Genomic DNA, 21550 nt, shown 5'->3' on the forward strand with positions numbered 1-21550 from the left:
CGTCCCCCAGCCGGGCGCGTCCGACCCGGTCGCCTCCGACCCGGCCGCCTCCCACCTGGGCGCGCCGGACTCGGGCGTTCCCCAGTCGGGCGCGTCCAGCCCGGCTGTCCCCGTCCCGGCCGCCCTCCACCTGGGCGCGTCCAACCCGGCCGCCTCCCACCTGGGCGCGCCGGACTCGGGCGTTCCCCAGTCGGGCGCGTCCAGCCCGGCTGTCCCCGTCCCGGCCGCCCTCCACCTAGGCGCCCCCAACCCGGCCGCCTCGGACCCGGCCGCCCCCCACCTGGGCGCGCCCGACTCGGGCGTTTCACAGCCGGGCGCGCCCAACCCGGCCGTCCCCATCCCGGGCGCGTCCGACCCGAGCATCCCCGACCAGGCCACCGACCACCTGAGCGCGTCCGTCCCCTCGCCGGGCGCGCGAGGACGTGCTGGCGCGGACCCGGGCGCATCCGTGCGCTCGTCGGATGCGCCCGGCCGAGCTGGCAACGACCAGGGGGCGTTCGTCCCCTCGTCACCCGGCCCCGGTGGGGTCGACGATCTCGGCGCGTTCGTTCCCCTGCCGGACGCACCCCGCCGCGTGGTCAGCCTGGTGCCCTCGCTGACCGAGGCCGTGGAGACCACCGCCCCCGGCCTCCTCGTCGGCGCCACCGACTACTGCACCCACCCACCGACCCTGGACGTCGCCCGGGTCGGCGGCTCCAAGTACCCGACGGTCCCCGCGATCCTCGACCTGCGCCCCGACCTGGTGATCGCCAACGCCGAGGAGAACCGCCCGGAGGACGTCGCCGCCCTCCGCGCCGCGGGTGTCCCGGTCTGGGTCACCGCCGCCCCCGCGACCGTCCCCGACGGCATCGCCTCGACCCGCCGCCTGCTGGTCGAGGCCCTGCGCCTCCCCGAGCCCGCCTGGCTGACCGAAGCTGCCGCCCTCTGGTCGACTACCACCCCCGTCTGGGCCACCGCGATCATCCCGGTCTGGCGCAAACCCTGGGTCATCCTCGGCCGCGACACCTTCGCCGGAGACGTCCTCCTCCGCCTCGGCGTCGCCAACGCCTTCGCCACCCACCCCGAGCGCTACCCCCGCCCACCCCTGGCCGACCTCCAAGCCACCCCGGCCGACCTCGTCGTCCTCCCCGACGAGCCCTACGAGTTCACCCCCGACGACGGCCCCCAGTTCTTCCCCGGCAAACGCCCCGTCCTCGTCGTCGGCCGCTATCTCACCTGGTACGGCCCATCCCTGGTCGACGCCCGCCGCGAGCTCACCGCCGCCCTCACCCGCTAGCGGAACCCGTCGGTCGCCGCCCGCAGCGCGGCCAACACCCCCGGTTCGGCCACCGCGTGCCCGGCCGCGGGAATGATCCGCAGATCGGACTCCGGCCACGCCCGGTGCAACTCCCACGCGCTCACTGGAGGGCACACCGCGTCGTAGCGCCCCTGCACCAGCACCCCGGGGATGCCCCGCAACCGGTGCGCGTCCCGCAGCAGCTGCCCATCCGCCAACCAGCCCCGGTTGGTGAAGTAGTGCACCGCCAACCGCGCGAACGCCACGGCGAACCGCGGCTCCTGGTACCGCGCCACCACTGCCGGGCTCGGCAGCAGCGACACCGTCGCCCCCTCCCACGTACTCCACGCCACCGCGGCCGCCGTCGCCTCCGGCCCCGCCAACAACTCCCCGTACGCCGCCAACGGGTCAACCCCCGGTGGCACCAGTTCCACGAACCGCGCCCACTCCTCGGGGAACAGGGTGCCCGCCCCACCTCGGTACAACCAGTCCAGCTCCCGCTCCCGCAGCAGGAACACCCCCCGCAACACGATCTCGCTCACCCGCTCCGGGTACCTCTGCGCATAGGCCAACGCGACGACGCACCCCCACGACCCCCCGAACAACTGCCACCGCTCAATACCCAGGAGCGTCCGCAGCCGCTCCATGTCCGCCACCAGATGCCACGTCGTGTTCGCGTGCGTGGCCGCGAACGGCTCGCTCCGCCCCGCCCCCCGCTGGTCGAACAACACGATCCGGTACGCCTCCGGATCGAAGTGCCTGCGCTGCGCCGGACTGGTCCCCGCCCCCGGCCCCCCATGCAGCACCACGACGGGCTTGCCCCGCGGATTCCCGCTGACCTCCCAGTAGATCCGGTGCCCATCACCCACATCGAGCATCCCGGACTCATCAGCCTCAATCGGCGGATACAGCGCTTCCATGCAGGCAAGACTATGGTCGAGGACATGGCCACGGCGCAGTTCGGCAAGGAAACCTCAGCACGCGGCGAATTCGTCCGCCAACCCAACCGCTTCACCGAACGCATCACCACCGACGGCCCCCGCCGCCCCGAACCCGGCCGCTACCGACTCATCGTCAGCCTCGCCTGCCCCTGGGCCCACCGCGCCGTCATCGTCCGCAAACTCCTCGGCCTCGAAGACGCCATCTCCCTCGGCATCGTCGACCCCATCCGCGACGAACGCGGCTGGCGCTTCACCCTCGACCCCGACGGCCGCGACCCCGTCCTCGGCGTCGAATACCTAGCCGACGTCTACCGCGCCACCGACCCCGACTACCAGGGCCGCGTCACCGTCCCCACCATCGTCGACACCACCACCGGAACCGTCGTCACCAACGACTACCCGCAGATCACTCTGGACTTGTCCACCCAGTGGCGCGACTTGCAGGGGCCCTCCCCCTCCCCTCCCACCGCCGATGGGTTTGATCTCTATCCGGTTGAGCTGCGGGGGGAGATCGACGCGCTGATCGAGCCGATCTTCCACCATGTCAACAACGGCGTGTACAAGGCTGGATTCGCCACGTCGCAGGCCGCTTACGACAAGGCGTACGCCGAGCTGTTCGCCGAGCTCGACCGGTTGTCCGATCGGTTGGCCGGGAGCCGGTACCTCATGGGCGACCGGTTGACCGAAGTGGACATTCGGTTGTTCACCACGCTCGTCCGGTTCGACGCGGTGTACCACGGGCATTTCAAGTGCAATCGGCAGAAGCTCAGCGAGATGCCGGTGCTGTGGGCGTACGCGCGCGACATCTTCCAGATCCCGGGGGTCGCCGAGACTGTCGATTTCGACCACATCAAGCGCCACTACTACGCCACGCATGAGCAGATCAACCCGACGCGGATCGTGCCTGCCGGTCCCGAGCTGGCCGGCTGGTGGGAGCCGCACGGGCGGTGATGGCCCGTGTGTTTCCCGCCTGGTTCCCAGGTTAGCCAGCGGGCGGGGGAGGGGCGAGGGGTTGTGGGAGGGCTGTGGACAACTGGGGATTCTCCCGGCACGGCCAGGAGAATCCCCAGCTCGACCTAGTGGAAGACGTGCTCGGGGCCGGGGAACTCCCGGTTCCGGACGTCGGCGGCGAACTCGCGGGCGGCGCCCAGGAGCACGTTCGCCACGTCGGCGTAGCGCTTGACGAAGCGCGGGGGCTTCGCGCGGCGCAGACCCGCCATGTCCTGCCAGACGAGGACCTGGCCGTCGCAGTCCGGGCCTGCGCCGATGCCGACGGTCGGCACCCGCAGCTCGTGGGTCACGCGCTTGGCGACCTCCGCGGGCACCATCTCCATCACCACCGCGAACGCGCCCGCCTCCTGCAGGGCCAGCGCGTCGGCCACCACCTGGTCGCCGTTCTCGCCGCGGCCCTGGACGCGGTAGCCGCCCAGGTTGTGCTCGCTCTGCGGGGTGAAGCCGATGTGGCCCATGACCGGCACACCCGCGTTGGTGATCGCCCGCACGTGCGGGGCGAACGCGGCACCGCCCTCCAGCTTGACCGCGTGCGCGCGGCCTTCCTTCATGAACCGCACCGCCGTGGCCAGGGCCTGCTCCGGGGAGAGCTGGTAGGAGCCGAACGGCAGGTCGGCCACGACGAGGGCGCGCTTGGCCGAGCGGGTCACCGCGGCGACCAGCGGCAGCAGCTCGTCCACCGTCACCGGCAACGACGTGTCGTAGCCGAAGACGTTGTTCGCCGCCGAGTCGCCGACGAGCAGGACGGGGATGCCCGCCTCGTCGAACAGCTCGGCGGTGTACATGTCGTAGGCGGTGAGCATCGGCCAGTGCTCGCCGCGCGCCTTCATCTCCTGGAGGTGGTGGATGCGTACCCGCTTGGCAGGCTTGCCTTGCCCTGCGGCGCCGGACCCGTACGGTGCGGCTACTTCCTGGATATCGGACATCGCTGGTCGACCGTCCTTCCCTCGAGGCCCGCGTTCGTCGCGTGGTCCCCGGGTGTTCGCGGATGGCTTACCGGTTCAGCCTGACACCAGGGTCGGGAGATGAGAGCCTGGTTGGGACCGACCTCACAAGGTCAGCCCTCGCGCCACCCGCTGGTGATCGGCAGCCTGCGGTCGCGCCCGAAGGCCCGGAACGTGATCTTGGTGCCGGGCGGGTACTGGCGGCGCTTGTACTCGGCCCGGTCGACCATGCGCAGGACCCGATCGATCAGCTCGGGGTCGTGGCCCGCGCGCACCAGGTCGGCGTAGCCGCGGTCGCCCTCGATGTAATCGTCGAGCACGCTGTCGAGCAGCTCGTAGTCCGGCAGCGAGTCGGTGTCGAGCTGCCCGGGGCGCAGCTCGGCCGACGGCGGCTTGCTGATCGAGTTCTCCGGGATGGGCGGGACCTCCCCGCGCTTCTCCGCCTCGGCGTTGCGCCAGCGCGCCAGGTGCCACACCAGCGTCTTCGGCACGTCCTTGATCGGCGCGAACCCGCCCACCGCGTCGCCGTAGATGGTGGAGTAGCCGACGGCCAGCTCGGTCTTGTTGCCCGTGGTGAGCACGAGATGGCCGTGCTGGTTGGACAGGCCCATCAGCGTCACGCCCCGGCAGCGGGCCTGCACGTTCTCCTCGGCCAGTCCCGTCAGGCCGAGCTGCTTGACGAACACCTCGACCATGTCCCCGATGGGCTGGGTCGAGTAGTGCAGGCCGGTGCGCTCGGCCAGCTCGGCGGCGTCAGAGCGGGAGTGCTCGGAGGAGTAGCCCGAGGGCATGGACACCCCGTGCACGGCGTCGGCCCCGAGGGCGTCGATCGCCAGGGCCGCGCACACCGCCGAGTCGATACCGCCGGACAGGCCCAGCACGACCGAGCGGAAGCCGTTCTTCTGCGTGTAGTCGCGCAGGCCGGTGACCAGGGCCGCCCAGATCTCGGCCTCCTCCGGCAGCGGCTCGGCCACCTCGCCGTGGTACCGGATGCCGTCCTGGCGGGGTTCGTCGGACAGCGTGATGCGGCGGACGGTGAAGTCGTCCACCACGTCGGCGGTGGTCTTCGCCGCCCCGCCGGGCAGGTCGAGGTCCAGCAGGGCCAGGTGCTCGACGAACTGGGGCACGCGGGTCAGCAGCGCGCCGTCGGCGCCGACGACGATCGAGTCGCCGTCGAAGACCAGGTCGTCCTGGCCGCCGACCTGGTTGACGTAGACCAGCGGGGCCTGGGCCTCGCGGGCGCGCCGAGCGATCAGCGGGAGCCGCTGGTCGTCCTTGGACCGCTCGTAGGGCGAGGCGTTGGGGGAGACGATGAGGTCGACCCCCGCCTGCCCGAGCGCGGCCACCGGGCCGCCCTCCTGCCAGATGTCCTCGCAGATCACCATGCCCACTTCCAGGCCGCGCACCCGCACGATCTCCAACCCCGTGCCGGGCTCGAACAGCCTGCGTTCGTCGAAGACGCCGTAGTTGGGCAGGTGGTGCTTGAACTGCCGTGCGACCACGCGACCCCCGTGCAGCACGGCGGCGGCGTTGCGCGGTCCGACCTCATCGCGGTCGAGATAGCCCACCCAGACCGGGACGTCGGCGCAGCCCGCGTCCGCCAGGGTCGCGGCGAGCGCGTCGAGGGCCGACCGCGAGGCGCTGCTGAACGACTCGCGCAGGGCCAGGTCCTCCACCGGGTAGCCGGTCAGGACCATCTCCGGGAAGACGACGACGTCAGCGCCCGCCTCGACCGCCTTGCGGGCCCACCGGACGACGAGGTCCGCGTTGCCCCCCAAGTCGCCGACGGTGGGGTTGACCTGGGCGAGGGCGATGCGTAGCTGCGGCATGTGTCCATCCTCCTCCACGTTTTCGCCCGTGAGGCGAAAATGTGATGGGCGTGTCAGCCCTTGGCCTTCACCTTCCGCATCGCGGCGCGGACGCGCTGCAGGGCCTGCTCGGCGTCGGAGTCGAAGGGGTTGTCGTGGACCATGTACGTCCACGTCGACGACGGCCTGCGCAGCCCGGCCTGCTCCAGATCGATCCCGTCCGCGGTGATCTCGGCCGTCTCCAGGGTCTCCACCGAGCGCTCGGCGACATCCTTGAGCAGGCTCTTGAACTCCCCGATCGCCGCGCGGTGGAACTCGTCGATGGGGGTCTCCCTGGCCAGCGCGCGCAGGTGGATCGTCTCCCGCACGTCGGACAGGAACGCCAGGTGGTCCGACCAGCGCCGGTCGACGTGGTGCAGCACGATGCGCCGGGCCACGCCCTCCAGCACGTCGTCGTCGAACTTCTCGGCCAGCTCCGCCCAGCGGTCCGGGCAGCGCTCCTTGAGCTGGCGGGCGGCCAGGTCGGTGCGCAGCACGTCGTCGCGGAAGTCCAGGACGATCTTGCGCTGCTGCTCGATGAGCCGGGTGTAGCGCCAGGTGTTGCGGTGGATGTCGAGGTTGACGCCCTCGGCGACGCGCTGGGCGTGCCCGATGAACCGGGCCGACGTGGCGTCGGTGAGCCTGCCGTCCTCGTCCGGCTCGCCGCCCGCGGTGGCCTCCGGCGCGTACTGCAGGACCAGGTCGTCGGCGAGGCTGGCGAAGACGACCGACCCGCCGGGGTCGCCCTGGCGGCCCGAGCGGCCGCGCAGCTGGTCGTCGAGCCTGCTGCTGGTGTAGTGCCCGGTGCCGATCACGTACAGCCCGCCCAGCTCGGCGACCTTGTCGTGGGCCTCGGCGTCGCCCTCCGACCCGCCGAGCCGGATGTCGGTGCCGCGGCCCGCCATCTGGGTCGACACGGTGACCGCGTTGTGCGCGCCCGCGTCGGCCACGATTGCGGCCTCCTCGGCGTCGTTCTTGGCGTTGAGCACCACCGGCGTCACGCCCGCCGCGGTCAGCTTCTCGGCCAGCCGCTCGGACTCGGCGACGTCCATCGTGCCGACCAGGATCGGCCGCCCGGTCTCGTGCACCTTGACGATCTCGGCGACCAGCGCCTTCTCCTTGGCCTCGACGGTGTCGTAGACCCGGTCCGGCTCGTCCTCGCGCACGCACGGCTTGTTCGGCGGGACCACCGAGACGCGCAGGTCGTAGAACTCGCGCAGCTGCTCGGCCACCGCCGTCGCGGTGCCGGTCATCCCGCACACCGTCTTGTAGCGGTTGATCAGGCCCTGCACCGAGATCGAGTCCAGGACCTCGCCGCTCTCGGTCGGCTTGAGCTTCTCCTTGGCCTCGACTGCCGCCTGCAGCCCGTCGGGCCAGCGCTGAAGCAGCGCGATGCGCCCCCGGGAGGTGTTGATCAGGTGCACCTTGCCGTCGCGGACGATGTAGTCGACGTCGCGTTCGAGCAGGGCATGGGCGTGCAGGGCGGCGTTGACCGCCGCGAGCCGGTCGCTGTGCTCGCCGGAGTAGAGGTCGATCCCGCCGAGCGCCTTCTCGACCATCCCCGCGCCGCGGGTGGTCAGCCAGGCGTTGCGGTTGTCCTCGTCGCGCTCGTAGTGGTCGCCCGGGCGCAGCGTCCGCACGATCGCGGCGACCTCCTGGTCGTCCTGCACGTCGTCGGTCGCGCCCGCCATCACCAGCGGCACCCGCGCCTCGTCGACCAGCACCGAGTCGGCCTCGTCGATCAGCGCCACATCGGGCTCGCCCTGCACCAGCTCGGACTCCTCGAGGGCCATCCGGTCGCGCAGCACGTCGAAGCCGATCTCGCTGACCGAGCCGTAGGTGACGTCCTTGGCGTAGGCCGCCCGCCGCTCCTCCTGGCTCGACTCCTGGGCCACCCACCCGACCGACACGCCGAGCAGCGCGAACACCGGGGACATCCACTCGGCGTCTCGACGCGCGAGGTAGTCGTTGACCGACATGACGTGCACCGAGCGCCCCTGCAGCGCGTACCCGGCCGCGGCCAGCGCGCCCGCCAGGGTCTTGCCCTCACCGGTGCCCATCTCCACGACGCGCCCGTGCAGCAGCTCCATCGTGCCGATCAGCTGCATGTCGTAGGGCCGCTCGCCGATCCCGCGCCGGGCCGCCTCCCGCCCGAGCGCGCACAGCTCGACCATGGCCTGGCTGTCCAGGGCCTTGTCGCCGACCTTCGCCCGCAGTTCCTCGGCGGCGGCGGTCAGCTCGGCGTCGTCGAGCTTGGCGACGCGCTCCTCCCGCCACTCGATCGACTTGAGCACATCGGCGTACTTCTTGAGGTCGACTGTGGCGGGCCGATCCAGCATCCGCTGGAACCGGCCCCTGACCCGTGTGAGCAACCCAGCCACGTCCGATGGCCACCTTCCTCAGTCGCCTGTGTCGGTCGACACGCGATTCTCGAACCCTGCCACCTAACGTCGGAGGATGACAGGTCGGTTCCGGGATCGCGGAACAGGATCGGGTCTTCCCAGGTCGCGGCTGCCTGACACACTGGCCGGGTGCCCAGAACGCCCGTCCCCGCCCTGCTGCTCGCCGCCCTCACCCTGCTGACCGGCTGCACAGCGCACATCGCGGGAGTACCCACCGCGGGCACCGTCGAGCAGAACGGCCCGGCCGGACCGGTGCCCCCGGGCCTGGAGCGCTTCTACGGCCAGCCGCTGACCTGGAAGGACTGCCGCCCGCTGAGCCACGACGACCTCAGCCGCGCGACCTTCGGCAACGCCGACGCCCGCTGCGCCGAGCTGACCGTCCCCCTCGACTACGCCAAGCCCGAAGGCCGCACCATCACCATCGGCGTCCTGCGCATCCCCGCCGCGGGCGAGCGCCGGGGCTCGGTCGTGGTCAACCCGGGCGGACCCGGCGTTTCCGGCATGGTCGCCGCGGTCTCCCTCGCCCCGAGGTTCACCCGGACGAGGCTCGGCGAGAGCTACGACCTGGTCGGCTTCGACCCGCGCGGCATCGGCGTCAGCGAGCCCCAGATCCGCTGCCTCACCGACGCCGAAGCCGACGCCGACCGCCTCGAACCCGCCGAGGACACCGTGGCCGAGGTGGAGGCGGAGAACCGGGAGTACGCGGCCAAGTGCGCCCAGCGCTCAGGTGGCACCGACGTCCTGGCCAACATGGGCACCCGCGACGTCGTCCGCGACATCGACGTCCTGCGCTCGGCCCTCGGCGAGGAGAAGCTGACCTACCTCGGCTACTCCTACGGCACCCGCATCGGCACCGCCTACGCCGAGGCGTTCACCGGCAACGTCCGCGCGATGGTCCTCGACGGCGCCGTCGACCCGCTGGCCGACCCGGTCGAGCAGGCCATCGGCCAGGCCAAGGGCTTCGAGCAGGCCCTTGACGCCTTCTTCGCCCAGTGCGCCGACTGCCGCATCGGCGACCCCGACGCCCTCGCCAAGGCCGTCGAGGCGCTGGAGGACGACCCGCTGCCGGTCGGCGCCCGCGCCCTGTCCGCCTCCGACGCCGTGACCGGCGTCGCCTCCGCCCTCTACGACGACCAGCTCTGGCCGATCCTGCAGCAGGCCCTCAATGGCCTGGCCGACGGCGACGGCACCCAGCTGCTCCTGCTCGCCGACCTCTACCTGGGCCGCGACCGCGACGGCAGCTACTCCAACAGCAACGACGCCCTGATCGCCGTCCGCTGCGTCGACGAGCCCCGCATCACCGACCGCGCCGAACTCGAGCGCGTCGCCGCCGAGATCGCCGAGGCCACCAAGGGCTCCTTCCTCACCGGGGCCGAGCCCCCGCTGCCCGCCCGCGACGTGTGCGCCTTCTGGCCCGCCCCCAACACCGCCCAGCCGCACCAGCCCAAGGTCGACGGCCTGCCCCAGGTCCTGGTGATCTCCACGACCGGCGACCCCGCCACCCCCTACCAGGCGGGCGTCAACCTGGCCAAGGCCCTCGACGCCCGGCTGGTCACCTACGACGCCGTCCAGCACACCGCGTTCCTGCAGCGCATCCCGTGCGTCGACGACATCGGCGTGGCCTACCTGCTCGACCTCACCCTGCCTGCCGAGGACGTGACCTGCGAGGGCTGAGCAGCAGCGCCAGCACCGCCCCCGCCGCGCACAGCACCGCCGTGATCAGGAAGATCTCGGTGTACTGGGTCAGCAGCGCCGCGTCGACGGCGGCCCGGTACTCGGCCAGCTCGCGCGCGGCCACGTCCGGGTCCTTGCCGAACGGCAGCGGCACCGGGAGATCCGCGGTCAGGCTGTGGAAGCGGTGCAGCCCCCACGCCGACAGCGCCGCCACCCCGACCAGCATCCCGGTCATCCGCGCCACGACCACACCCGCCGAGGCCACCCCGTGCTCGCGCGCGGGCACGGCCTTGAGCACCGCCGCCGACAGCGGGGCGATGACCAGGCCCAGCCCGAAGCCCGCGATCACCAGGTCGGTGTCCAGCCGCGGCAGCCCCAGCGGGTACGAGGCGGCCAGCACATCGCGCGGCCACGACGACATCAGCCAGTAGCCGACGCCCGCGAGCGCCATGCCCACGACCGTGACCGGCCGGTCGCCGAAGCGGCCCGCCAGCACACCGCCGAGCACCGCGCCCACCGGCAGCGCCACCAAGAAGCGCAGCAGGAGCAGCACACCGCCCTGGTCGTCGCGGCCCAGCAGCGTCTGCGCGAACAGGTCGACGTTGACCAGGGTGACCATGAGCGCGCCGCCCGCGGCCACCGAGACGCCCAACGCGACCAGGAACGGGCGCATCGCCACACCCGCCGGATCGATCAGCTTCGTCGCCGCCCGCCGCTCCCACAGCAGGAACGCGACGGCGGCCACCAGCGCGCCGAGCAGCACGGGCAGCCCCCACGGCGGCAGCACCGCGTCGCGGGGGTTCGGGTTGTACAAGCCGACCACAGCCAACCCCAGGGCCAGCGCCAACAGCAGGCCACCGACGACGTCGACGCGGACCGGGGTGCGCTCCCGCGCGGGCACGCTGACCTGGATGACGACCATGGCCAGCAGCGCGAGGGGAACGTTCACCCAGAATACGCCGCGCCAGCCGGAGATCTCCAGCGTGTTCGTCCACAGCGGAATCGTTGCGACAGCAACCCCATACAGGGGACCGAGAACGCTGCCCAACTCCTGCGCGCCGCCGACCGCGCCGAGCACCGCCGAGCGGCGGCGCTCGCTCCACAGGTCGGCGACCAGCGCCATCGTCACCGGCAGCAGCGCCCCGCTCGCCACGCCCTGCACCACCCGCCCGACCACCAGGATCGTGAGGTCCGGGGCCACCGCGGTGACCACCGAGCCCACCAGGAACCCGCCGAGGCAGAGGTGCAGCACGAGCTTGCGGCCGAAGCGGTCCGACGCCTGCCCCAGCAGCGGCATCGCCGCGATGTAGCCGAGCAGGTAGCCGGTGACGATCGGGGTGACCTGCTCCAGCCGGTTCAGCGGGATGCGCAGGTCCTCGATGATCTGCCGGATGACGCTGACCACCACGTAGGTGTCCAGCGCGCCGAGCAGCACCGCGAGCCCGGCCGCGGCGATGGCGATGCGGCGGCCGCGGGCCGGGGCGTCCACTGTGGCCATCAGGCGGGCGGGGTCACCGTGACGGGGACGTCCACGTCGGACAGCGTGAGGTCCACGCTGGCGGGCTCGCCCTCGCCGGGCAGCCCGACCGACGCCTTCACCGGCCGCTTGCTCTCCTCGTCGACCCACACCGTCACCCGCACGTCGCCGTCCACGCCCGGGACCAGCCCGGACACGTCCTGCTGGGTCGCCGTGCCGGTGACCTTGAACGCCGACTCGCCGCCGACGTCCTCGCGCGCCTCGGTGCGCGCGTCCTTCAGGTTCGCCAGCACGTGCGGGACGCCGCGCTGCGGGTCGAGGATCGCCGACGGGTCGTACAGGCTGCTGGTCAGCGCCGATGGGAGCTGCTGCCAACCGCCGGTGGGGCCCTTGATGTGGAGGTTGTTGCCGACGAGCACGAACTCGCCGTCGAACAGGTTGCCCATCAGCGTGAGCTTGACCGTGCCCTTGGCCGCGCCCTCCTTGGTCAGGTCGCCCTCGGCCTCCTGGACGGGGATGGCGGGAACCGACCCGTTGACCCGCAGCGTGAAGTGCGCGCTGGAGATCGTCTTGGTCGCCTCGGCGGCCTCCCGCAGCACCTGCGCGGCTTCCGGCAGCCCGCCGGGCGGCTCATCGGTGGACGAGCACCCCGCGGCCAACCCGACCGCCAACAGCATCCCGACGACTACCCGGCGCGTGACCATGCCGGAATGGTAGATCTCCCCGGCTGAGGGCGGTCCGGCGATGGCACCGGTTCAGGGCGCGGGTCGGAAAGTCCGCCGATACGCCAGCGGCGACACGCCGATCGCCGTGCGCAAGTGCTGACGCAGCGAAGCCGCCGTGCCCAGCCCGCACGCGCGCGCCACGTCGTCGACCGACAGCTCCGTGGTCTCCAGCAGGTGCCGCGCCCGCCGCACCCGCTGCTGGATCAGCCACGTCCCCGCCGACACCCCGGTCTCGGCGCGGAACCTGCGGGAGAACGTCCGCACGCTCATCCGCGCGTGCCCGGCCAGGGTCGCCAGGTCCAGCGGCTCGGCCAGCCGGTCGAGCGCCCACGCCCGGGTCGCCGCCAGCCCGTTGCCGCCGCCCGAGGGCACCGGCTGCTCGATGAACTGCGACTGCCCGCCCTCCCGCCACGGCGGCACCACGCAGTACCGCGCCGCCCGGTTCGCGGCCTCCGACCCGAAGTCCGACCGCACCACGTGCAGGCACAGGTCCATCCCCGCGGCCAGCCCCGCCGAGGTCAGCACGTCGCCGTCGTCGACGAACAGCACGTCGGGATCGAGGTCGACCCGCGGGTAGAGCCTGCGGAAGGTCGAGGCGAACCGCCAGTGCGTCGTGGCCCGCCGCCCGTCGAGCAGCCCGGCCGCGCCCAGCACGAACGCCCCGGTGCAGATCGAGATCATCCGGGTGCCGGGCCGGACCAGGGCCAGCGCCGCGGCCAACTCGGGCGACAGCTCGCCCTGGTGCCGGGGACCGACGGCCAGCGTGCCCGGGATCACCACGGTGTCCGCCTCGGCCAGCGCCTCCGGGCCGTGGTCGAGCACGGCGCTGAACCCCGCCGTCATCCGCACCGGCTTGGCGTCCACCCCGCAGACCACGACCTCGTACAGCGGCCGCAGGTCGGCATCGACCGCCGCATGGAGGACCTGCGACGGGATGCACAGGTCGAACCCGACCGCCTGATCCACCGCCAGCACGGCCACCCGGTGCGTCATGGCCAGATCTTTACACATATTGGCAATCAGGCCACTCGTCCGGGGCCGTCCGCCTAGGCAGGCTCACCGGCGTGACCAGACTGGAGGAGCCCACGACGCGCGTGCGTCGTCCGCACTGGGCTTGGTTCGTCGCCGCCGCCGCGTTCGTCGCCCTCGTCGGCGCAGCAGGCTTCCGCGCCGCCCCCGGCGTGCTGATCGACCCGCTGCACCAGGAGTTCGGCTGGTCCACCGCGACCATCTCGGCCGCGGTGTCGATCAACCTGCTGCTCTACGGCCTGATCTCCCCGTTCGCCGCCGCCCTCATGGACCGCCTCGGCATGCGCCGGGTCGTCGCCTGCGCCCTGCTGCTGGTCGCCGCGGGCAGCGGGCTCACGGTGTTCATGACCGCGAGCTGGCAACTGCTGCTCTTCTGGGGCATCTTCGTCGGCGTCGGCACCGGGTCGATGGCGCTGACGTTCGTCGCCACCGTCACCTCCCGCTGGTTCGTCCGCCACCAGGGTCTGGTCTCGGGCGTGCTCACCGCCGGGGGAGCCGCTGGCCAGCTGATCTTCCTGCCCCTGGTGGCGAGCCTGTCCACCCACCACGGCTGGCGCACCGCGTCGTTGGTCGTCTGCGCGGGCGCGCTCGCCGTCGTCCCCCTGGTCCTCTTCGCCCTCCGCGAGCACCCCCAGGACGTCGGCACCACCGCGCTCGGCGCCGACCCCGCCGCACCCCCGCCCGCACCGCCCGCGGACGTCCGCAGCGCGGGCCGCGCCATCACCGTCCTGCGCACCGCCGCACGCCACCGCACGTTCTGGCTGCTCGCGGGCGGTTTCGCGATCTGCGGCGCGTCCACCAACGGCCTGATCGGCACCCACTTCGTCCCCGCCGCCCACGACCACGGCATGCCCGCCACCACCGCGGCCGGACTGCTCGCCCTGATCGGCGTGTTCGACATCGCAGGCACCATCGCCTCCGGCTGGCTCACCGACCGCATCGACCCGCGCATCCTGCTCGGCGTCTACTACAGCCTGCGCGGGGCCAGCCTCATCGTCCTGCCGCACCTGTTCGCCGCGACCACCGAACCACCCATGTGGGCGTTCATCGTCTTCTACGGCCTGGACTGGGTCGCCACCGTCCCGCCGACGGTCGCCCTGTGCAGGCGGGCCTTCGGCGCCGACGGCCCGATCGTCTTCGGCTGGGTGTTCGCCTCCCACCAGGTCGGCGCGGGCGTCGCCGCCCTGGGCGCGGGCGTCATCCGCGACCACCAGGGCGGCTATGACCTGGCCTGGTACCTCGCAGGCGGGCTCTGCGCGATCGCGGCGGTGCTGTCGCTGCGCATCCGGGCACAGGCAGCGCCCTCCAGCCGGTGATGTCTACGCTGCGCGTTATGGATCGCCAGCAAGACTTCGTGCTGCGCACGCTCGAGGAGCGCGACATCCGGTTCGTCCGGCTGTGGTTCACCGACGTGCTGGGCTTCCTCAAGTCCGTCGCCGTCGCCCCCGCCGAGCTGGAGGGCGCGTTCTCCGAGGGCATCGGCTTCGACGGCTCGGCCATCGAGGGGTTCGCCCGCGTGTACGAGTCCGACATGGTGGCCAAGCCCGACCCGTCGACCTTCCAGGTGCTGCCCTGGGAAACCCCCGGCGGCGAGCCCTACTCCGCCCGCATGTTCTGCGACATCGCCATGCCCGATGGCGCCCCCTCCTGGGCCGACCCCCGCCACGTCCTGCGCCGCACGCTCTCGCGCGCGAGCGAGGCCGGGTTCACCTGCTACGTGCACCCGGAGATCGAGTTCTTCCTGCTCAGCAACCTCCCCTCGGACGGCTCGGCCCCCGAGCCCGCCGACAACGGCGGCTACTTCGACCAGGCCAGCCACGCCACGGCGACCCACTTCCGCAGGCACGCCATCGAGACCCTGGAGGCGATGGGCATCTCGGTGGAGTTCAGCCACCACGAGGGCGCCCCCGGCCAGCAGGAGATCGACCTGCGCTACGCCGACGCCCTCACCATGGCCGACAACGTCATGACCTTCCGCTACGTGGTCAAGGAGGTCGCCCTCACCCAGGGCGTGCACGCCTCCTTCATGCCCAAGCCGTTCACCGACCAGCCCGGCTCCGGCATGCACACCCACGTCAGCCTCTTCGAGGGCGACCGCAACGCCTTCTACGACGGCGAGGACCCCTACCAGCTGTCCGCGACCGGCAAGGCCTTCGTCGCGGGCCTGCTTCGCCATGCCCGCGAGATCTCGGCGATCACCAACCAGTGGGTGAACTCCTACAAGCGCCTCATCGTCGGCGGCGAAGCCCCCTCCGCGGTCTGCTGGGGCCACGCCAACCGCTCGGCCCTCGTCCGCGTCCCGATGTACTCCCCGGGCAAGGCGTCCTCCCGCCGCGTCGAGATCCGCTCCCTGGACTCGGCGTGCAACCCGTACCTGGCCTACTCGGTGATCCTCGCCGCCGGTCTCAAGGGCATCGCCGAGGGCTACGAGCTGCCCCCGGCCGCCGAGGACGACGTGTGGTCCCTGTCCGACGCCGAGCGCCGCGCGGCGGGCTACGCCCACCTCCCGCAGAACCTCGGCGAAGCGCTCGCGGAGATGGAGAACTCCGAACTGGTCGCCGAAACCCTCGGCGAGCACGTCTTCGACTTCTTCCTCCGCAACAAGCGCTCCGAATGGGACGCCTACCGCCGCAGCGTGACCCCGTACGAGCTGCGCACGATGCTCCCGGTCCTCTAGCGAGCGACCCGGATGGACATCACCGAGTTCCAGGACCTCCGCCGTGCAGGCCGGACCACAGCCCTGGAGCAGACCCAGCTCTGCCGCTCGCGCATCGCCCAGGTCGACCCGCTCCTGCGGGCCGTGCTCTGCCTGACCGATGACGCCGAAGCCCAGGCACGTGCCAGCGACCAGCGAGCCGCCGCAGGCACGCTGCTCGGCCCGCTCGACGGCGTGACCGTCCTGATCAAGGACAACATCGACACCGCCGACCTGCCCACGACCGCGGGCTCCCGCGCCCTCGCCGACCTCAAGGCCCCGCGCGACGCCGCCATCGTCGACCGCCTCAAGGCGGCCGGGGCGGTGGTCCTCGGCAAGACCAACCTGTCCGAGTGGGCCAACTTCCGATCCACCCACTCGATCTCCGGCTGGTCGGCGCTGGGCGGCCAGACCGGCAACCCGCACGTGCTCAACCACAACCCCAGCGGCTCGTCCTCCGGATCAGCCGCCGCAGTTGCCGCGGGCATGGCGCAACTGGCCATCGGCACCGAGACCAACGGCTCCATCGTCAGCCCGGCGGGCTACTGCGGGGTCGTCGGCCTCAAACCAACCGGCGGCCTGCTGCCCACCGACGGCGTCATCCCGATCAGCCCGCACCAGGACGCGCTGGGCGTCCTGGCCCGGACCACCGCCGACGCGGCCCTGGCCCTGGCTGTGCTGCACGGGGTGGGGAACCCTGCCCGGGCAGGGCTCCCGCAGGCGGGTCGGGTGGCAGACCGGGCTCGGACCGGTCTCGACCTCGCCGGGCTCGCGGCGCGAGCCACCCCGGCGGCACTGCGGGGACGGCGACTGGGCATCTGGCGACGGCCGGGGGACCAGTTCGTCGACCGCGTCGTCGACGACGCCGTCGCCGCCCTCACCGAGGCCGGGGCCCGGTGCGTGGACGTCGACCTGCCGAACGTCGACGAGATCGATGAGCTGTCCTGGTTCGCGCTGCTGGCGGAGTTCCCCGGCGCGCTCGACGAGTACCTGCGCACGCGCCCGGGCGGACCGGCCAGCCTGGCCGAGGTGGTCGCGTTCAACCGTGTCGACCCGATCGAACTGTCCCACTTCGACCAGGACATCTTCGAGCTCGCGCTGGACGCCGACCCGCGCCACCGCGACCACCGGCCAACCGCCACCAGGCTGGCCCGCGCCGCCGTGGACCAGACCGTCGCCGCGCACGACCTCGACGCCGTCCTCGCCCCGACCAACGGGCCCGCCGAGGTGACCGGGGACCCCGGCTCCTCGATCGACTCGGCCACACCCGCCGCCGTCGCCGGATATCCGGCCGTCACCGTCCCCGCGGGGTCGGCTGGGCCACTGCCCATAGGCATCACCTTCCTCTCCGGCGCCCACCAGGACGCCCCGTTGCTGACCGCAGCCGCCGCGTTCGAGCGGCTGGTCCAGGCCAGGAGGGAGCCGGAATTCCTCCCGGCCCTCCCGGTCTGACAACTCCAGGCTGCCCACGGCCCGGCACCGCTGTCACCGGCCACCTCGCCGCCTGTGGATAACTCGACTTTCGCCCAACGGGGGTAGCCACAGGCCCCGGCGGGGGCACTAGGTTGGCCGGGTGCCCGACGTGTCCCCGCCGGTGATCGCCTGCACGGTGGCCGCCGCAGCCGAGCTGCCCGCTGCCCGCATCACCGCCCGCACCTGGATCGAGCACCACCCCGGCGGGCGCTTCGCGCTGCTGCTGGTGGACGCCGACGCCGAGCCCGGCGTCCTGCGCCCGGCCGACATCGGCGTGCCCGACCTGGCCGTCCTCGCCACCGGCCACACCGCGCAGGAGGCCGCAGCGGCCCTGCGCCCGCGGCTGGTCGAGTGGCTGCTCGCCCAGCACGACTGCCCGGTCCTGCTGCTGGACCCGCACGTCCGCGTGTACGCGCCACTGGCAGAACACCTGGTCAACGCCCTGGACGACGCGGCTCTGCTGCTGGTCCCGCGGGTCCTGCGCCCGCTGCCCGACGACGGCCTGCGCCCCACCCCCGCCGACCTGCGCACCGCGGGGATCTACGACGCCGGGCTCGTCCTGGCGGCCCCCGGCGCCGAGCACTTCCTGCACGCCTGGGCCGACGCCGCCCAGACCGACCCCGCCCGCGTCGCCGAGCTCCTCGACGGCGCCCCCGCGCTGGTCGACCACCGCGTGTTGCGCGACCCGGGCCTGGGCCTGTCCCGCTGGAACGCCGCCCAGCGCCCCCTGGCCAAGGCCGCCGACCACAGCCTCACCGCCGCGGGCTCGCCCCTGCGCACAGTCGACTTCACCGACTTCGACCCCACCCGCCCCTGGCTGCTCAGCGCCTCCATCACCGACCACCCGCGCGTGCTGCTGTCGGAGTTTCCGCTGCTCAGCAGGCTGTGCGCGGACTACGCCAGCGAGTTGGACGTCCCGGCGACCACGCCGACCACGCGCTTCGGCAGCCTGCCGGACGGCACCGAGATCCCCGCTCCGCTGCGGGCCGCCTACCGCGCCACCCGCCCCGCCGACCGGCCACCGGCCGCGACCGACCCCACCGGGTTCCTCCGCTGGGCGTGCGCGCCCGACCCCGACCACCCCGGGCTGACCCGCTGGTCGGCCGCGCTCTGGGCAGGCGACCTCGACCTGCGCAAACGCTTTCCCGACCCCAGCGGACCCGAGTACCGCAACTGGTGCGCAACCGACGGCGTTCTCACCGGTCGGGTGCCGCAACGCGCGATACCGGGCGCGCCGGGCGAAGTGGCTTTACTCGACCAGATCGGCGTGACCGTCCTGGGCGAGGGCGCTCTGGCCGAGCGCGTCCGTCGGGCGGCTGAGGCGTCCGGCCTGCCCGTCGCCGACGACAGCCGCTACCCGGTTGTCCTGCTCTGCGACACCATCGTCACCGCCCCCAAGAACCGACACGTCATCGCGGTGCGCGAGACGGTAGGGCCGCTACCGGAGAACACCGCCGAACGCTGGCTCGCGTGGCCCTCCCTGGCTCCCGCCGCCGACGGAGTCGCCACGCACACCGTCCCGCTCCCGGTCGCCGACCCCGGCCCCCGGGACGACACCGAACCGGCCCGCACCGCGCTCGACCTCGGCGAAGGCCCGGTCTTCGTGGCGATGGCCGACGGCTCCGAGGACGTGACCGCCGCGTTCACCGCGGCCTTCCCCGACCGCCCGGACGTGCGCCTGGTCCTGCTCGTCCCGGAACCGGTCGCCCGCAGCGAGGCCGCCGAACGCCTGCGCCTCACCTCCGCGAGCGACCCGCGCGTGCGGCTGGTCACCGACGAGGACCGCTTCCCGCGCGCGGTTGACGCCGCGACCTGGGCGGTGTCCCTGCACCCGTCCGACCACCCGCGCCCAAGCCCGGTGCACCAGTGGCTCATCGCGACCTCGCTGCGCGGGGTGCCCGTCGTCACGGTCACCGGAGGTCTGGCTGCTGAACTCCTGGGCGGCGACTGCTGCGTCGCGCTCACCGCTGACGCAGACCGTCGACGGGCCTTGCGCGAACTGGCGGACGATCTCGCCGCGGCGGACAAGGTGGGCGCCGCTGCCCGGACGCACCTGTCCGAGGCGTTGTCGCCCGCGGTATCCGGTGCGGCCATCCGCAGGCGCATCGAGCTGGCCTATCGGGGCTGGCGAGCCGAGCGCGCCTTGGCGGCCGCGACCGAGGAAGACCCGTTGCGGCCTCTCCTGGCAGCAAGGCATGCGCTCCTGCGCAAGCCGGATGTCGACGCGGGCTACCGGATCCCGATGGCTCCCGCGTTGCGCCGTGGCGTGTTGCGTGTGCTCAACCACTACGACGCCCACCTGACCTGGGTGATGTCGGCGCTGCTGGAGAGCGTGGAGCGCACCGCGGCCGGGCTCGTCGAGCGCCAGGACCGCATCGCCGCGGCGGGCACGGGCGTCGACGCCGACCTGCTGCGCGCCGACCTCGACCTCGTGGCGGAGCGGAACTCCCAGCTCGGGCGGCAGATCGCCGCCACCGGCGAGGAGGTCGCCCGGCTGCGCAGCGAGGTCGCCGACGGGGTGCGCACCGTGGGGGACTTCGCCGCGCTCGTGCGGAAGAACCCGACCCGGCAGGCCGACCCGGGGGTCGCTGACCAGGTGCGCGCGCTGACAGAGGCGCTGGAGAGCAGCCAGGCGCGCATCGCCGCCCTGGAGGAGCGGCTCTCCCGGGAGCTTGCTGACCGCGACGCGCGGTTCGAGGTCGGTCGGTGGTCAGCCGATCAGGCGTTGCGGGCCACCGATGCGTTGCGCCGGGTCGTCGTCCGGCAGCACGAACGGGTGGAATCCGACGACTCCGGGGTGCCGAGTTCGCTAGTGCTGTGCGACGCGGGCCTGATCCGGCTCCCGGCTCAGGACAGCGTCATGTCCGCCGTGCTGTCGAGCAACGGGGTGTGGGAGCCCGAGGTCGCCGAGCTCGTGGACTCCCTGATCGAGCCCGACTCGGTGTTCCTCGACGTGGGCGCCTACGTGGGCTACCACTCCCTGCGGGTGCTCGCGCGGCTTGGAGCCAGTGGCACCGTGGTCGCGGTCGAACCAGACCCCGAAGCGGTGAAGTTGTTGCGGCACAACGTGTCTGCAAACGTCGCACCGTCCGTGGCGGAACGGCTCGCGATCGTGGAGGCCGCCGCGTGGGACGGGCAGGCGGACCTGGTGGCCACGCCCGCGCCGGGCGGCGGGTTCCGGGTCGAGCCCCAAGATCCAGAAACAGTGATCACCACCACATCGGGTGAATCCGGGCTGCGAGGCGTCCGGCTCGACCGCGAGCTGGCCGCCGTCCCGGCCGTCGGGGGGCAGCGCCTGTCGGTGGTGAAGGTGGACGTTCCGGGCCGTGGGCACCGGGTCCTCGGAGGCCTCGTGCGGAGGCTCCGCAAGGACCGGCCGAACGTGATCGTGGCCATCGACGGGCCGCTGACCAGCGGTTTTGGTGACGACCCCGCCGTCGTCCTGCGGGAGTTCCGCACGTGGGGGTACGAGCTGGTGCGCCTGGGCGACGACCGCGCGGTCGCACCGGACGACGTGCTCGACGAGGTGCTCTCCGGGGTGGTGCGGACCCTGTGGCTGCGGCCCGCCGCAACGCGCTGACCAGCCGATTTGACTTTGGCGATCGAAGCCGCGTAACTTTCTCCCTGTCGCACGGAGCGGCCGGAACGAAAGCGGGACTAGCGCCCGAAGCGGGACGGACACTCCAACCGGGTCGAGCGGGTTGACACCGCGAATCGAACCGAGTAACGTAGTGCGTCGTTGCCCGAGCCTGAACTTCCGGTAAGGATCTAGCGATCCTCCACGGGTAGGTCGGTGGGCTAAAACCAAGCTAGGCAATACCAGCCTCTGATGGCGTCGCGGTTGATCCGCGGGTTGTTGGATGTGCGTGTGTTGTTTGAGAACTCAACAGTGTGCCGATGAAAGCCAGTAGAGCTTTTATGAAGTGAACCCCGTTTGATTGGGTTCCTTTGAGTAGAAATTTTGACCAGATACGTCTGGTTGCTATGGATCATTGTTGGAGAGTTTGATCCTGGCTCAGGACGAACGCTGGCGGCGTGCTTAACACATGCAAGTCG

The 21550-nt window shown here is 72.3% G+C and carries 14 protein-coding genes and 1 rRNA gene; 8 read left to right on the forward strand and 7 right to left on the reverse strand.

Annotation, left to right across the window (positions count from 1 at the left end):
* The first annotated feature begins 553 nt into the window (after positions 1-553).
* The gene (locus ACWEPX_RS24250; protein ID WP_451899534.1) at positions 554-1276 is read left to right on the forward strand and encodes a helical backbone metal receptor; all 723 of its coding nucleotides are present in this window, start codon (positions 554-556) and stop codon (positions 1274-1276) included.
* Here the strand turns inward: ACWEPX_RS24250 and pip are convergent.
* A complete protein-coding gene (gene pip, locus ACWEPX_RS24255; protein WP_451899517.1) occupies positions 1273-2196 on the reverse strand; it encodes a prolyl aminopeptidase in 924 nt (307 codons plus the stop codon). The genes ACWEPX_RS24250 and pip overlap by 4 nt on opposite strands.
* Before the next feature lie 24 nt (positions 2197-2220).
* Between pip and ACWEPX_RS24260 the strand changes: the two genes are divergently transcribed.
* Positions 2221-3168, forward strand: a complete 948-nt coding sequence (locus ACWEPX_RS24260; protein WP_451899518.1) for a glutathione S-transferase family protein — start codon at positions 2221-2223, stop codon at positions 3166-3168.
* A gap of 125 nt (positions 3169-3293) precedes the next feature.
* On the opposite strand, the gene panB is transcribed toward ACWEPX_RS24260, so the two are convergent.
* From panB to secA2, 3 genes are all read right to left on the reverse strand, one after another.
* Positions 3294-4154, reverse strand: a complete 861-nt coding sequence (panB, locus tag ACWEPX_RS24265; protein WP_451899519.1) for a 3-methyl-2-oxobutanoate hydroxymethyltransferase — start codon at positions 4152-4154, stop codon at positions 3294-3296.
* A gap of 131 nt (positions 4155-4285) precedes the next feature.
* The gene (locus ACWEPX_RS24270; protein WP_451899520.1) at positions 4286-6001 is read right to left on the reverse strand and encodes an NAD+ synthase; all 1716 of its coding nucleotides are present in this window, start codon (positions 5999-6001) and stop codon (positions 4286-4288) included.
* Between the two features lie 53 nt (positions 6002-6054).
* Positions 6055-8400, reverse strand: coding sequence for an accessory Sec system translocase SecA2 (gene secA2, locus ACWEPX_RS24275; protein ID WP_451899521.1), 2346 nt, complete (start codon positions 8398-8400; stop codon positions 6055-6057).
* A gap of 150 nt (positions 8401-8550) precedes the next feature.
* Here secA2 and ACWEPX_RS24280 point away from each other — a divergent pair, with 150 nt between their 5' ends.
* A complete protein-coding gene (locus tag ACWEPX_RS24280; RefSeq protein WP_451899522.1) occupies positions 8551-10095 on the forward strand; it encodes an alpha/beta hydrolase in 1545 nt (514 codons plus the stop codon).
* Here the strand turns inward: ACWEPX_RS24280 and ACWEPX_RS24285 are convergent.
* From ACWEPX_RS24285 to ACWEPX_RS24295, 3 genes are read right to left on the reverse strand one after another with little or no spacing between them, the layout of a single operon-like run.
* Positions 10058-11593 (reverse strand): MFS transporter, encoded by a 1536-nt coding sequence (locus ACWEPX_RS24285; protein WP_451899523.1) that lies wholly within the window; start codon positions 11591-11593, stop codon positions 10058-10060. The genes ACWEPX_RS24280 and ACWEPX_RS24285 overlap by 38 nt on opposite strands.
* Positions 11593-12276, reverse strand: a complete 684-nt coding sequence (locus ACWEPX_RS24290; RefSeq protein ID WP_451899524.1) for an LppX_LprAFG lipoprotein — start codon at positions 12274-12276, stop codon at positions 11593-11595. Before ACWEPX_RS24290 ends, ACWEPX_RS24285 begins: the two co-directional genes overlap by 1 nt.
* Positions 12277-12327: 51 nt before the next feature.
* Complete coding sequence (locus tag ACWEPX_RS24295; protein ID WP_451899525.1) at positions 12328-13290, reverse strand: GlxA family transcriptional regulator; 963 nt, start codon at positions 13288-13290, stop codon at positions 12328-12330.
* A 71-nt stretch (positions 13291-13361) separates the two neighbouring features.
* Here ACWEPX_RS24295 and ACWEPX_RS24300 point away from each other — a divergent pair, with 71 nt between their 5' ends.
* From ACWEPX_RS24300 to ACWEPX_RS24320, 5 genes are all read left to right on the forward strand, one after another.
* Entirely contained in the window at positions 13362-14642 is a 1281-nt protein-coding gene (locus tag ACWEPX_RS24300) for an MFS transporter (RefSeq protein WP_451899526.1), read from the forward strand.
* Between the two features lie 17 nt (positions 14643-14659).
* Positions 14660-16003, forward strand: coding sequence for a type I glutamate--ammonia ligase (gene glnA / locus ACWEPX_RS24305; protein WP_451899527.1), 1344 nt, complete (start codon positions 14660-14662; stop codon positions 16001-16003).
* Positions 16004-16015: 12 nt separating this feature from the next.
* Positions 16016-17473, forward strand: coding sequence for an amidase family protein (locus ACWEPX_RS24310; protein WP_451899528.1), 1458 nt, complete (start codon positions 16016-16018; stop codon positions 17471-17473).
* A 121-nt stretch (positions 17474-17594) separates the two neighbouring features.
* On the forward strand, positions 17595-21074 hold the full coding sequence (locus tag ACWEPX_RS24315; protein WP_451899529.1) for an FkbM family methyltransferase: 3480 nt from the start codon (positions 17595-17597) through the stop codon (positions 21072-21074).
* Between the two features lie 412 nt (positions 21075-21486).
* A 16S ribosomal RNA gene (locus ACWEPX_RS24320) occupies positions 21487-21550 on the forward strand; the annotation flags it as partial.

It is taken from the genome of Actinokineospora sp. NPDC004072, assembly GCF_053604195.1.